Raw genomic sequence first — 14722 nt, forward strand, 5'->3', positions numbered from 1 at the left:
CCCTTTATTAGATCGAGATGTCTCAATTACCGCGACCGCTGCGGCCTAGCCACATATCGCGATCATCAGTTGCGCTTCCTGTAAGAGTGGGTAAAAGTGCAGCATTCGAAAAAGGGGTAACCCAGACATTGCGTGAAATAGTCACTTGAACACTATCTCCAACAAAGTGGCAGGTTAAAGTGTCAGTAAATGGCAATTCTACCATGCATAGGGTCATAATGAACTTGCTGTTGTTCATCCAAGAACCTTTTGCAGAGATCTTAACTAATTTACCTGAAATAATAAGTTCACCTTCACACCATTTCCCCATACCAGAGGTGATGGTTTGTACTCTTTGCTCATCCCGTAGCGTAAAAACGCATTCATCTGAGGTAAATTTAAATGAAATTGCTCGAATCCCTAACAAATTTTCCTCTACCAAATACAATTTACTCGATATAGATTCACCATTAGCAGAAACATGCTTACCTAGAAATGATTCGATTTCTAGTTCCTCATATTGAGAACAACTTTCTTCAAGATCTAAAGAAGCTCCTGTACTCATGCCAGGCAACAAAAATTGCCATACAAGATCTAAAACAGCTTGCATATCCATTTCACCTGCTGTTGTTACGATCACTGCATCTTGCTCTGGTAATATGACGCAAAATTGTCCAAATGCACCATCGCCCCTGTAAGCTCCATAGCGACAACGCCAAAATTGAAACCCATAACCTTGAGCCCAATCACTACATTCATCGTCTCCATTAACAATATGCATCTGTGTCGCTTGTTCAATCCATTCTGCTGACAGGATATTCAGTCCGTTCCACTTGCCTCTTTGTAAATACAATTGTCCAAACTTTGCAATATCTTCAGTTCGTATACTTAAACCGAATCCTCCCGCAGTTATCCCTTTAGGACAAGATTCCCAAGTATAGTTTTCTATACCCAACGGCTTAAATAATCGAGGTTGCAAGTAATCTTGCAAAGTTTGTCCAGAAACCTTTTGTACGATTGCAGAAAGAATATACGAAGCACCAGAATTGTATAAAAATTTTGTTCCTGGTTCATGTTTTAGCGGAATTTCAAAAAATACTTTTGCCCAATTATCACTTTGTCTCATCTGATGAATGGTGTCCATGTCATGACCTGTCGACATGGACAGCAGATGTCTTACTTTTAATGCTGCCATGTTTTCTAAATATGTTTCTGAACTTAATTCGGGAAAGAATGTAATAACTTGATCATCTACTGTCAGCCGCCCTTCTTCCACTGCAAAGCCAATAGCTGTTGAAGTAAAACTCTTACTCAATGAATTTAAAAGATGAACGCTATCTTTTTTATAAGGTTTCCACCAGCCTTCCGCCACTACATGACCATGACGAAGTATCATGAAACTATGCAATTCCAGCTTCTGCTCCTTTATTGCATCTAAGAAAGAATTTATTGAACTAGATGTCATGCCTTGTTCTTCTGGTTTGCAACGGGGCAATGGATAAGATGTATTCATCTTTGTACCTCCTTAAGCTTCTTTAACTTTAAGTTTTACTTTCTTTTCCCTTCTTTGTATGGAATCAACGCCAACGGCTGCAATAAGTACAATACCTTTAATTAATCCCTGCCAATTAGAATCTACATTCATTAACTGAAGACCATTGTTTAGGATACCAATAATCAGAACACCTACAACTGCTCCCCCTACTTTTCCTTCCCCTCCTGCAAAGCTGATCCCCCCCAGTACTGCTGCAGTCATACAGTCAAAAGGATAGGATGCGCCAGCAGCTGGTTGAGCAGAATTTGTACGGGATAACATAATTAAGGAAGCAATGCTGGTTATAAATCCGCAAAGTGCGTAAACAAGATAGGTCATTTTTTCGATATTAATCCCCGCTAATCGAGCCGCTTCACGACTACCACCCATAGCATAAACGTAACGTCCGAAGTATGTTTTCTTTAAAATAAACCAAGCGACTGCTATAACGATTACAAAAATAATGACTGGTATTGGAATGGGTCCAAAGTATCCTTGACCAAGCATGGCAAACCCGCGAGGAAGCCCGAAAACAGGGATTCCTTTAGTAATAACAAAAGCTAGACCCTGTAACGCCAACATTGTACCCAGTGTCACTATGATTGGAAGAATGTTGAATTTCACCGATATTAACCCATTAATGGCCCCTATTAATGTCCCAATAATAATACCTAAAATACAAGCTGGTACTATACCTATACCCATCTTAACCATCAGATTACCGACAATCATACCCGTTACCGCCATTTGCCCGCCGACAGAAAGATCCATACCACCGGAAATCATGACAAATGTAACACCAACGACAACGATGCCAAACATGGATACTTGACGTAATATATTCATAACATTATCTACACTCATGAAATGTGGAGCAAAAGAGCCAAAAAAAGCTAGAACAAACATTAACACAATATATATTCCATATTTTTTGTATATTTGATAAAAGTTCATATAATACTCCCCTTTAGTTCCCTTATGCGTATTAAGAAGCGTGCTGCTCGCCACCTGATGCAAGATCCAAAATTTTAGTTTGATCAAATTCCTCTTTTGAAAGAATACCCGTTTGTTTACCCTCTGCAATAACTACGATACGGTCGCTCATACCAATTAACTCCGGCATCTCTGAAGATACAATAATAATGGCAATTCCTGAACTTGCAAGTTCATTCATTAATTTATATATTTCTTGTTTTGCCTGTACATCAATCCCGCGAGTAGGTTCGTCAAAAATAATGACTTGTGTTTGTGCAGCCATCGTCTTTGCGATGACAACTTTTTGTTGATTACCGCCACTTAGTGTACCTACATGCTGCAGAAGCGTGGGAGCTTTGATCTGGAATTTATTTTTGTAATACTGAGAAAGTTCCAGCTCTTTTTTTGTATCAACAACTCCAAATCTACTTATATTTTTAATAGAATTAATGACCGTATTCCATTGAATGGACATCGATAAAAATGCTCCAGATTTTTTTCGGTCTTCAGGAATAAGTCCAATTCCCTTTGCAATGGCATCTCCGGGTGATTTGATTTTCACTTCCTTGCCATTCAAAAATATTTTTCCATTGGTACAACGGGCAGCACCGTATATTAACTGCATCAACTCTGAACGACCTGCACCAACTAATCCGGCAAAACCGAGAATTTCTCCCTTATGGAGTGAAAAATTAATATTTTCCACTCCATTACCGCTCAAATGTTCTACCCGCAAAGCTTCTCCGCCAATATCTTTTCTTCGTTCAGGATAACTTTCAATTAAATCACGGCCTGCCATTAACGAAACTAATTCTCTGCGGTTTGTATCGGAAATATTTTTTGTATCAATATAAGTGCCATCCCTCATAATCGTTACTTTATCTGCAATTTCAAACAGTTCTTCTAACCGGTGGCTTATATAAATAATGGTAACTCCCTTAGATTTTAAATCTCGAACAATATCAAATAACATATCCACTTCCGATACAGTTAAGGGTGCCGTTGGCTCGTCCATAATAAGTACTTTAACTTCTCTGCTAACAGCTTTTGCAATTTCAATAATCTGCTGGTATGCAGGAGAAAGGTCACGAACAGGTTTAGTCGGATCAATGTTCACCTTCAGTTGTTTAAAAATCTCAGCAGCACGCTTTCTTCGTTCATGATCATCTACAACAAAAGCCCCGAATTTTATCTCGCCCAAAAACACATTATCCGCAGCTGAAAGAGATGGAACTAATGTAAACTCTTGATAAATGACTTCTACACCGTTTTCTTTAGCAAATTGCGGTTCCATAGCTTTATGCCTGTTTCCATTAATCATGATTGTGCCGCTATCTGGAGCAATTGCACCGGAAATGATTTTCATCAAGGTCGATTTTCCGGCACCATTCTCACCAACAATCGCATGTACTTCACCCTTGGCAAATTCAATGGATACATGGTCTAATGCCTTCACACCAGGATAAGATTTACATATATTTTCAATGCTTAGCACCATTTGTTCTTCCAATTGTTAAGCCTCCATTCTTACTATTTTACATACTTGCTTATGTTTTCTTTCGTAACTTTAATACCTGGAACGACAACCTTCTTGCCCATAGAATTGTCTCCACTAACTAAGCGATAGGCATTATCGGCAGTCATTGTAGGAAAGTTTCCCCAATCAATGGTACCTCGGAATATATCGCCATCAGCAATTTTTTGTAATCCCTGCTTAGTTGCGTCTGCTCCGAACGCAGCAAAACCATCACCAGTCTTGCCTGCAGCTTTAAATACTTCAACTGCTTCCAGGGCCATTGCATCACCATAAGCAACAACTACCTTTGTATCCGGATATTTCTGAAGCAGGTTCTCCGTAAAGGCAGTTCCTTCACCAATATTGATAGCCTCCTGCTTCATAACGATCGTACTGTCCGGAAGAAGCTTCTGAAGGGTGTCCACGATTCCACTAGATCTCAATGTCAAATCTGTATTCTTGGTATTCGTCATAACTCCAATTTGTGTTTTACCATTATATTTTTGTTTTACATAATCAGCCGCCATTTCAGCAATATTGTTTCCCACTGCAGTATTATCAGCAATCTCAAGAAAATCGTAATATTTTGTTTCTTTTCCTACAGCAAAAATCTTGATTCCTTTATCCATTGCTGCTTTCATTGCTTCGCTAGCGGCATCGTCTTGCAACATGACAATGATTTCATCAACACCTGCTACCGTATAATTTTCAATAGCAGAAATTTCTTTACTTGAATCAGAGTCAAAAGAAGTAGCTTCAACGGTATAACCTTTTTCTTTAAGCTTATCAGTGACATCTTTAACCAGATTGATAAAAAATTCACCTTGAAGAGTTGGTACTAAGAAACCTATCTTCTTTGTAGGCGTTTTAGTTGGAGCAGAAGAATTAGCAGGTGATGTAGTTGGCTGCATGCTGCAAGCTGCCAAACTAAGACCTAGTAACACCGTTAATGCAACTGAAATCATTTTTTTCATTGGAAATCTTCCCCTTTTCTGTTGAGTGAAATCATGACCAAAATTTTTTATCCAAAATAGATATAGCCTCCAGAATTACATTGTCAACGGCTTCTTTTGCATTTTGAATGCTGTGTATCCTATCAATTCCTTGGCCTGCGAATACGGCAGCAGTATTAAAATCATTAGTAGTCTGAGCATTTTGATATAAAATCTGTACTTCGTTCAATCGCAGCTGCATCTCTTCGACTCGATTATGCCAGTACTCCGTAAATTCATTTTTTAATGCACGTGCGTTATAAGGTACCGGCCAATTTAGCCCGCGTGCAATATCGAAAGTCGGAGTTCGAATGGTATCGGAGCCCTTACCGCGAATTATTCTGGACTTTGCCTCTGTATCGCCGGAAGACTCGACAGAGGCATAAAATCGACTTCCCATGACGACACCGTCTGCGCCAAGCATAAGTGCAGCGGCCAAACCGCGACCGTCACAAACTCCTCCCGCTGCCAATACAGGCGTTGGTGCTACTGCATCAACAATAGATGGAACTATACAGAAAGTTCCTTGCTCGTTTGTAGAATGCCCCCCTGCTTCCATTCCTTGCGCGACAATAAAATCAGCACCCTCATCACGAGCAATCAGAGCATCATCAATATTCTGCACTTGACAGACAAGCAGCTTACCCGCCTTTTTAATTTTTGAAGCAAATGGGCGAATATCCCCGAAAGAAAGAAAAAGGATATGCGGGTCATATTCAAGAGCAATGTCTAAAAGATATGGTTTGAGAGAGAGTGACCAAGTGATAAATCCAACACCCCAAGGATGATTAGTCCTATTTGCTACAATTTCCAATTCAATTGGGAGACTTTTCTCGTCACCGTAACCTCCACCGACAATCCCCACACCTCCTGCCTCGGATACTGCCGCAGCTAGTCTTCCACCTGAGATTCTTGCCATAGGGGCTAAAACAATTGGAGTCTGAATATTCAATCTTTTCGTTAGGGCTGTCTCCCATTTTTTCATTGGTTTCATCCCTTTCCGTTAAATTTATTTAGAACACGCAATTAGTATCGTCCTGTAATCATTTTCTTACGGGAGTAGAACTCCACAGCATCCCTCCCGTTCGCATGGAGATCTCCGTAGAAGGAATCCTTCCAACCTGAAAATGGAAAGAATGCCTCGTTTGGTTGAGATCGGTACGAATGCCATTGTTTCTCCTGTTGCCGGATTAAGAACTTCAATGCTTTCGGCCTCAGTGGCTTCTTTCCATTGACCACCGATGAGATTCATGAGTACTAACGGAGTTCGGAGTTTCGTTCATTTTTTCCCTCCAATAATTTTTTTCATTAATCCATTTGAGTAGCTCGCTTTGGTAACCGTTTTCATTGAGATATGCCCCTTTCTAAATTCATTGTACCTCCCCGCAGATATCACGTAAAATGAATATAATCGATATCAAACATTAAAATATTCAATACCTAAACGAAGGAATGACGGTGGACATCCGAGACTTGCAGATTTATCTTTTCTGGGGATTTCAGGAATGATAGCCTAAATGCTTCAAGCTATTTCAAGGCAACAAGTATTCGTTCATTTGATCACGGACGGGATTCCTCCCCCTTTATAATGCGGGGATAGCATAAAATTCATACAAATATATACAGTAAATGTAAGACAAAAACAAAAAAGCTTCTCCTTCGTCGAGAAAAGGGAGAGAAGCTTGTCGTCTTTCCTTATCGTTCATTCCTCCTGGGTTCTTGGATTGGCGGGTGAAAACTGTGCCGAGCTCCAGTTCAATGGCATCGCGTTCCTTGTTAAATGTCCACGTTCCAAACGAAACTTTATGAGACGCTCGGCGCCAGGGAGCGAAAACCTGCTCTTTGACACGTCCCATTCGACCACGGCGGTACCCGTCAACTGCAAGAGACTACCTGAATCGAAATCCATGAACAACAGCCCTGCCTGGGGATAGCCAATTAAGTTGCCCAACGTATTGAACATGGCATTCCCTGTATAATCGGGAAATACCAACGTTTTATCATTTTCTGTCTTTATGAATCCCGGCATGCCGCCACGGTGCGATACATCCGCACCGTATTCAGGATGGTGGCTAGCAATAAAGCACGTGTCCGCATGTCTCACAATTGACATGGCTTCATTCGGAAGCGCAGTGAAACTGATGCTTGACTGTGCAAGTCTACTAGTATCCTCTTCTTTCGGCGACCACTTGCGGGCTTGAATGTATTTTGGACAATTAGCGTAAACCTGTTCCGTAACGATTTCCAAACGCCCCCGGTCTACGGCGGTAATGATGCCGTTCGCACGCATTCGGCGTCTCTCAGCGAAGTCCATGGCGATAGTCGCGACGGGATAGCCTAAGCGAAGACCGCAGCTAATCGGATCTGTTACCTCAGGAGATCCATCTATAGCGATGCTTCGAGAATCCACGACCTGAACGAAGCCGGGGGCACCAAAAAGAACCGAAGCCCACACAGTTCCGTCGTCCTTCGGTGCGCCGAGAATTAGAAACGGCTGCTGCTCGAGAAAGATCTTCGCCACATCCGGAATGTCGGAACGAATCCCTCTGCTCCGTTCGGCGATATGCCTCACACCCGCACGTTCTTGAACCTGAATTTCCCCGGGATGGTACGTCATCAGAAGAAACCGCAGGCTCTGCCGTGAGCCACGTTGTTCGTATGTCCGCCTATTCCTTGGCGCACGTAAATTTCTAGACGGATGCCGTCAGGATCCTCGAAGAAGATGCCTCCTGAATCCCCTCCTTCAGCATGAGCGGTGATGCCATTGTAGATGAACTTGACGCCGTGCTCCTTCAGCCTTGCTTCGTAAGCCTGAATGATTTCAACCGATTCTACTTCAAATGCCAAATGATGCAGACCGGGAGTCTGTTTGGAGAACGAGCCTTCGCTTTGTTCCCATAAAGTTACCCGATTCACCTGATCATCGCCCAGAAAAGCGAATTTCCTGCCGGGTTCCTCCGATTTCATACGAAGCGTGAAGCCAAGCACCTCCTTATAAAACTGAATCGAACGGTCCAATTCTGTAACATTCAAACCGACATGTCCTAATACTAGCATCTCCATTCATCCCCTAACCACCAAAATAATATTACAGGTATTATAATATCCTCAATATTATAATTTGTAAACATAGTTTTAGACGGTTATAATTTATTTGAATCCAAATCATTTAAAAGGAACTAAAAAGTCATGGAGCAAACGAATTTTGTATTTATCGGCAATCATTTTGCCACAGATTTCGTGAATACGCGCAAAAATGTCAAGGAGCAGCGCACAGAATTACTGCATTCTTGGGAGGATCTCATGAAATGGCTGGATCGTTCCGGTAAGCGGGACGTTATTACGGGGGATTTTGAACAACTCCCGGCAGCTGAACGAATGAATCTATTTCAAAAGACCCTTGCCTTCCGCGGCAAGTTGGAGCAAGCCTTCATAACGATCGTTGAGGAACGAGCCGTCCCCGTTTTATTCATCGCCGATCTGAATGACGAGTTGTCTCGGTATCGCAGCTATTACCAGATCAAAGAGAAAGAAAATGGTATAACCACTAAACGTTTCTACGATATATCGCAGCTGCCTGCCTTGTTTTTGGAGGAGGCGGCGCTGTTCTTGACGACGTTCAAACCGGATAACCTGAAGAAATGTGAAAATCATAAATGTATTCTGTTTTTCTACGATACGAGCCGAAATCAACAACGACGCTGGTGCAGCATGGAAAGATGCGGCAACCGCGTGAAGGTCAACCAGCATTATCACCGTCATAAATCGGCAACCGAGGAAGCCTGACGCCCTTCTAAGAGGTTTTCATTCTTATGTGGCCTAAGTATTACTGAAATTACTCATCAAGTTCTTGCATGTACTACTCCGGATTGTTCTTGGCTACGATAGTCAATCGACAGCCCCCGTTGGGACTTTCACCTTAAAGATAACTCCCATGCTGGGCGTATCACATAAAGAGCTAGGTAACAGCCTTACTGTTTCCTAGCTCTTTATTCGGCCAAGTTATTCGTCAATAGCTGGACAGCAAATTCAGTCTAAAAGTCATTATGTGGTGTTACTATAACTTCGACTTTCGGCGGTGAGAAGGATTGTCACGATTCTTTTTACAGATATGCTTTAATCCACATGATACAAAGAAAGTCAAGAAAGCTTTGATCATCTGGAAGCTCGGACGCGTCATCACGGTCGTCGACCGCCGCTTTTGTTCCGAAGTCAACTTGCATGTGCTCCAGCAAACCGGCAGACACTACATCGAAGACGAATAGATAAGCTCTGTTGATATAGAGGCATTACATATATAAAAAAGAAACTAGATCACCAAAGTGTAAAGTCTGTTCAAATCAAGAAGAATTCATCATCAATGGCTTTATATGCCACTTTAAAATTTAAAATTTTTGAACGATAATGACTCCTCCAATAATCAAAAGCGCTCCTAGTAATCGAGAATAACGATACAATCAGTAAAGCTAAGGCACCTACTGTAAAAGAAATAGCAGAAGCTACAATAGGTGAGCCCACTACAGTTCTCAATTGCGCATTAGCCATTCAGAACTCAACTCCTAATTAATAATTGAAAGTTTTTTATATACACGTCTTCTGCGGCGAATGACGCAAGTCAATAAAACGATGAAGCGATTCACATATGCCCAGTTGAAATGATACAGAACAGCAATTGAATAAGATGATCAGCTTTCAGGGTTCCCCAATTTACGAACCGTGCGCCAAAGGGAGCTTCAAGGTAAACGAAGTTGTCGCTTCTTGCCAAACACCCTGATCCCATGACGGAAAGATGAAACAGTGATTGCATCAATGGAAGTGTATGAAAAACGTCCGCCCCCTATTTCAATTATGAGCATAACAAATCCACCTTATCTTTGTTTTGGTGGAATCAAAAATTTTCGTATGTTTAGGTCCTGTATTCTCCAAGAGACAAAACCCCTTTCTAAATTCATTGTACCCCCTAATATACATCGTGTATAATGAATTTAAGCGATAGTATACATTAAAATCTTCAATACCATAAACGGAGGAATGACAGTGGACATCCGAGACTTGCAGATTTTTCTGGCAGTTGCAAACGAGGGGAGCATTACCAGGGCAGCCGAGAAATTGGAATACGTTCAGTCGAGTATAAGTATCCGTATCCAGCAGCTCGAAAGTGAACTGAAAACAGAACTATTCCGTCGTGGGCGGCAAGGGGTTAGGCTCACAACAACCGGTGAGGCACTAAAGTCCTATGCTGAGAAAATTGTCTTTCTTACGCAAGAGGCGGAACGTGTCGTGGCAGATAACTCGATCCCAAGAGGGACACTTCGGATCGGATCGCTTGAAACGACAGCAGCTATTCGGCTGCCATTTATTCTCACCGATTACCATAAGTCTTATCCAGAGGTCGATTTGACATTAAAAACCGGAACGACGGAAGAACTCATCCATTTAGTGTCGAAGTACGAATTGGATGGAGCTTTGGTAGCTGCGCCAGTTGAGCACTCAGAACTCGATATTATAGAGGTTGGGGTTGAGGAACTTGCACTCATCTCAGGGGGACAATTCCCAGCAATTGATCGGCCGGAACAATTACGAAATCTAACTTTACTGGTATTTCGTGTTGGTTGTTCTTACCGTCGAAAACTCGAGGATTGGTTACATTTAAAAGGAATTATTCCTGCTAAAATCATGGAATTCGGAACATTGGAGGGAATCCTTGGATGTATTCACGCCGGCCTCGGGGTCTCCCTTTTACCCCGCTCAGTGGTTGAGAGAGCTTTGGTTCAATATAACTTGCGATCTCAAAAAATCTCGGAAGATCTCTGCAAAACACCGACGCTTTTCATTCGCCGCAAAGATGCCTATGAAACTGTTGCTGTGTCAGAGTTCATCCAGATTGCAAAACGTAGGTTCCACCTTGTGGAATCCGCTTTTATTCAAGCAAAATAATCTTAAACGAGTCGAAAGATGCTTTGGTGTTGGATGGTACATGTAGGACAGTTCATTTAGCAAAAATAAAGGTATATTGTTTGAAATTGTTGTGATTTTGTCCGTTGGAAGAATAGGCTGTATGGAACTTCCAAAAGTGACTGATGCTGACGTTGTCAAAAATTGCATCGCCGGATGTACGGATGCACGCCTTCTCAGGCTAGAACAAAATAAGATGGACACCAAACCTTTTTTATAGAAAATGATGGTTATGACAACCATAATTCCTATTTAAAGTAGATTTATCGGTGGTTAGATTGGAAAATTCAATTGTGATTTGCAATTATAAACGCCCACTCTCCGATTGTTTTGTAAGAATGGGCGCACAAATCAATTCTAGAAGATGCCGGAATAGATACGATTTCACTTGGACTGGTGTAGTCGCCGATTTACCATTAGCAGATACTACGGTAAGGCAGAATGTAGCTACATTCGCGTCAGCCACACATGCTGGCGTCGAATCGTCCGACTTGACAATCGTCATATTACCATTCTGATCGATTTGCACCATACCAACTGGTTTCGAATTATCGATCGCTTTCACTATTCAGTACCGAAATTAATTCAGTACCGAAATTATCAAATACTTACATCCATGACGTCCCAAGTATCGCCATAGGTTGATGCAAACGCAAACGAAATTGAGGCAGCATGGTAGGGCTGCAAACAAAGCGAAGTACTGCTGACTCCCATCCATCCTCCACAGCTTGAGTCTCGTACACGCTTCCCGGCCTGATAATAACGGCCTGTTCCGGATGGAGTACGAAAGGCTCTTCACCTCGAATTCGAACAATGCCTTTACCGATCGTACCGATCATCACTTCATAACACTGTATGGTTACCGATTGAACCTGATCTTGTTGTTGATTATATCCGATCGAGCTTATTTTGAAAGGGAGATGCAGATTATCTCTGTTACCTAAAGCAAATGATTTCATCGGCAGGATATTGGCTTTCCATGATCACCTCTTCAACCCCTGTCGTATTGGGCAAGCAACCTCTCATATTCGGAACGTGAAACTGGCAATACGGACCCATGAAGAGGCTTAAATGGCAACGAAAATTCCGTAAGCATTGTCCATACGCCCGAATCTAGTTCGGTCATCTTCCTTGAGATCCGTTCCCAGCATGAAAAACTTATCCCCTTGGGGCGATCGGATGATGAACGGATCGCACTTCTCCTTCCCCTAATTGAGGAGTAAGAACGGACTCTCCGTCATTTAGCTCTCGCCAATGCAGTGGATCGTTCCCTTCGCTTAGAGCAAAGTAGATTTCCTCCCCGCCTCCCTTGCCATCATCGGTATTATAAACAAACAGGTACCCGGCATATAATCCGTGATCGGACATGCTCCTCTCCTCCCAAATACATCATACGGCCGATACGGCGTAACGTTTTCCGCTTTCCGCATGGAACCCGATACAGCCGTTTCCTATATGAGAACAAGTAACTTCCTCGCCCTCTTGCGTAATCCTTACCTTCATCTTCGCTAGCACTTTACAAGTCTGCGTTATGGAAACTGCGATCTCTGCCTTTGACAATGCGCCGCCCTTCCATTCCATATCGACTTCATAACCTCCTCGGCCCCGCAAGCCTTTAACAAATCCGTCTTTCCAGGCATCGGGCAAAGTCGGAAGAAGCTCCAAGTATCCTTGATGCGATTGCAGCAGCATCTCTGCGATTCCCGCAGTGGCGGCAAAGTTTCCGTCGATCTGGAAAGGAGGATGCGCGTCGAACAAATTGGCATACACGCCGCCTCTTTCATGATTAATCGATTCGTCACTTTTAATGAGGTTCAGCAAATTCGAGATTAACCGCTCTGCGCGGTTGCCGTCCTTGAATCTTGCCCATAAGCCGATTTTCCAGCCAAGACTCCATCCCGTGCCTCCGTCCCCTCTGATTTCAAGCGATGTCTTCGCTGCACGGAACAGATCGGGCGCAGACTTCTCTGTGATCAGCCGCCCCGGATAAACCCCGACTAGATGAGAGACGTGACGATGATGGACATCCTCGCCTTCGAAATCTTGGGACCATTCTAGCAGTTGACCCTGCTTGCCGATTTGGAGAGGCAACAGCCTTATCTTCGTCTCTGCTAATAACTTCGCAAATTCCTCGTCGTTCTTCAGCTGTTCCGCCGCCTGGATACAGTTGTCGAATAACTCGCCGATCAGAGACAAATCCATAGTCGTCGCCACGCTTACGGCATGACGCTTGTCGCCGACAAGAAATTTCTGCTCTGGAGAAGTCGAAGGCGAAGTAATGAAATATCCGCCTTGATCTTCGATGAGCCAATCCAAACAGAATAACGCCGCTTCCTTCATAATGGGGTACGCCGTATCCCGCAAAAACACCTCATCCCCGCTGAAGGCATAATGCTCCCACAAATGCTGGGTTAGCCATGTGCCGCCCATCGGCCAAAGCGCCCATACCGGGTCCCCGATTCCATAATCGCCAACCGGAGCCGTTTGGGCCCACAAATCGGAATTATGATGCGCTACCCACCCTCTTGCGCCATAATTCGTATCGGCCGTCTTCTTGCCGTTCCGTGCCAATCTACCGATAAAATCAATCAACGGCTCATGCGTTTCCGCCATATGGCAAGTCTCTGCAGGCCAGTAGTTCATCTCCGCATTAATATTCAGCGTATAATTGCTGCTCCATGGCGCCCGCGTTTCTTCATTCCATATGCCTTGAAGATTGGCAGGCTGAGTTCCCGGACGGGAGCTTGCAATCAGCAGGTACCTACCGTAATGGAACAATAGCTCCACCAAGCCCGGATCGCTGCTGCCGAATTCGGCAATCCGCCGATCGGTCGTCATGTCTGAGGGGGCGTTGCTTTCCCCCAGAGACAAGGCTACTCTGCCGAATAGCTCATTGTGGTCGTCAAGATGCCGCTTTAGAATTTCCTCATATGGTTTTCCGTGAACGGCTTGGATTGCATCAGCGGTTATTTGCTTCGGATTGCACTCCGAACTGCTCGCGCCAATTCTAGGATCAAAGGAGGTTGAAGCATGGAAATATAAGATCACGCCAGTCGCTCCAATCACGTGCACACCGTCCGCATCAACCTTCAACGTCCCGCCTTCATGCACCACTGCCAATCGTCCATGGAACTTCAAAGCTTGCGTCGTCTCTGGGTCGCCGTAACGAATGGGATCTTCGATATGATGGTAACTTGGAGAAACATAGTCCGGCGCAATGCCGGATATGATGTAATGTTCGGACTCATAGGACGATGCGTACCTTAGCGGACTGTCCATTTTGGCCCGAAAGCTGAGCTGTCCCGCCTTGCTGGATTGCAAACGAACGACAATGACTTGGTCGGGATAGGAGGCAAATATTTCACGGGAATATCGAACGCCCCCAACGGAATACTCGACTGTCGCGATCCCCGTAGACAGATCAAGCTTGCGGCGGTATTGTCTGGCCACATTGCCGTGATCCATAACCAGGTGCAAGTCGCCGAAAGGCAAATACGTTTGCGTAAAGGGACCCATCATTTCCTTGCAGAGTTGATCCGCTTCTTCATATCTTTCTTGTGCGATCAGCTCTCTTACCTTCGGCAGCACTTCTTTCGCCCCTGGATTATTCCAATCCCTGGGGTAACCGGACCAAAGAGTATCTTCATTCAATGCGATGCGTTCTTTCTCGATACCGCCAAAAACCATGGCGCCAAGCCTGCCGTTTCCGACAGGAAGGGCTTCCGTCCAATAAACGGCCGGGGAATGAAATTGAATATGCATAATTGTCCT

Annotated in this window: 12 protein-coding genes and 1 pseudogene; 2 read left to right on the forward strand and 11 right to left on the reverse strand. The window is 43.6% G+C overall.

Features of this window, described 5'->3' with window-relative positions:
• Nucleotides 1-22: 22 nt before the first annotated feature.
• The 7 genes from ACFQZT_RS00950 to ACFQZT_RS00980 all read right to left on the reverse strand — a co-directional run bounded on the left by ACFQZT_RS00950 (nucleotide 23) and on the right by ACFQZT_RS00980 (nucleotide 8053).
• Nucleotides 23-1492 (reverse strand): serine hydrolase domain-containing protein, encoded by a 1470-nt coding sequence (locus tag ACFQZT_RS00950; protein ID WP_379295633.1) that lies wholly within the window; start codon nucleotides 1490-1492, stop codon nucleotides 23-25.
• A gap of 12 nt (nucleotides 1493-1504) precedes the next feature.
• Nucleotides 1505-2467, reverse strand: coding sequence for an ABC transporter permease (locus tag ACFQZT_RS00955; RefSeq protein ID WP_379295635.1), 963 nt, complete (start codon nucleotides 2465-2467; stop codon nucleotides 1505-1507).
• 31 nt (nucleotides 2468-2498) lie between these two features.
• Nucleotides 2499-3998, reverse strand: a complete 1500-nt coding sequence (locus ACFQZT_RS00960; protein WP_379295637.1) for a sugar ABC transporter ATP-binding protein — start codon at nucleotides 3996-3998, stop codon at nucleotides 2499-2501.
• A 20-nt stretch (nucleotides 3999-4018) separates the two neighbouring features.
• Nucleotides 4019-4978: a sugar ABC transporter substrate-binding protein gene (locus ACFQZT_RS00965; protein WP_379295639.1), complete on the reverse strand. Its 960-nt coding sequence runs from the start codon at nucleotides 4976-4978 to the stop codon at nucleotides 4019-4021.
• A gap of 31 nt (nucleotides 4979-5009) precedes the next feature.
• Nucleotides 5010-5981 (reverse strand): NAD(P)H-dependent flavin oxidoreductase, encoded by a 972-nt coding sequence (locus tag ACFQZT_RS00970; protein WP_379295641.1) that lies wholly within the window; start codon nucleotides 5979-5981, stop codon nucleotides 5010-5012.
• Between the two features lie 717 nt (nucleotides 5982-6698).
• Nucleotides 6699-7613 carry a pyridoxamine 5'-phosphate oxidase family protein gene (locus ACFQZT_RS00975; RefSeq protein WP_379295643.1) on the reverse strand — a complete coding sequence of 305 codons (915 nt, stop codon included), beginning with the start codon at nucleotides 7611-7613 and terminating at the stop codon, nucleotides 6699-6701.
• Nucleotides 7613-8053 (reverse strand): VOC family protein, encoded by a 441-nt coding sequence (locus ACFQZT_RS00980; protein ID WP_379295645.1) that lies wholly within the window; start codon nucleotides 8051-8053, stop codon nucleotides 7613-7615. The genes ACFQZT_RS00975 and ACFQZT_RS00980 overlap by 1 nt, the downstream gene beginning before the upstream one ends.
• Before the next feature lie 132 nt (nucleotides 8054-8185).
• Here ACFQZT_RS00980 and ACFQZT_RS00985 point away from each other — a divergent pair, with 132 nt between their 5' ends.
• On the forward strand, nucleotides 8186-8782 hold the full coding sequence (locus ACFQZT_RS00985; protein ID WP_379295647.1) for a CGNR zinc finger domain-containing protein: 597 nt from the start codon (nucleotides 8186-8188) through the stop codon (nucleotides 8780-8782).
• A gap of 657 nt (nucleotides 8783-9439) precedes the next feature.
• Here ACFQZT_RS00985 and ACFQZT_RS00990 read toward each other — a convergent pair.
• Nucleotides 9440-9535, reverse strand: a pseudogene (locus ACFQZT_RS00990) (DMT family transporter); the annotation flags it as partial.
• Nucleotides 9536-10033: 498 nt separating this feature from the next.
• On the opposite strand from ACFQZT_RS00990, the gene ACFQZT_RS00995 reads away from it, so the two are divergent.
• Entirely contained in the window at nucleotides 10034-10933 is a 900-nt protein-coding gene (locus ACFQZT_RS00995) for a LysR family transcriptional regulator (RefSeq protein WP_379295649.1), read from the forward strand.
• Nucleotides 10934-11559: 626 nt separating this feature from the next.
• Here the strand turns inward: ACFQZT_RS00995 and ACFQZT_RS01000 are convergent.
• The 3 genes from ACFQZT_RS01000 to ACFQZT_RS01010 form a co-directional block, all read right to left on the reverse strand.
• Nucleotides 11560-11910, reverse strand: coding sequence for a cupin domain-containing protein (locus tag ACFQZT_RS01000; RefSeq protein ID WP_379295651.1), 351 nt, complete (start codon nucleotides 11908-11910; stop codon nucleotides 11560-11562).
• 199 nt (nucleotides 11911-12109) lie between these two features.
• Nucleotides 12110-12319, reverse strand: coding sequence for a hypothetical protein (locus ACFQZT_RS01005; RefSeq protein WP_379295653.1), 210 nt, complete (start codon nucleotides 12317-12319; stop codon nucleotides 12110-12112).
• Between the two features lie 21 nt (nucleotides 12320-12340).
• Complete coding sequence (locus ACFQZT_RS01010; RefSeq protein WP_379295655.1) at nucleotides 12341-14713, reverse strand: glycoside hydrolase family 95 protein; 2373 nt, start codon at nucleotides 14711-14713, stop codon at nucleotides 12341-12343.
• Nucleotides 14714-14722 lie beyond the last annotated feature (9 nt).

This window comes from Paenibacillus sp. GCM10027628 (assembly GCF_042676385.1).
GTDB lineage: Bacteria > Bacillota > Bacilli > Paenibacillales > NBRC-103111 > Paenibacillus_E.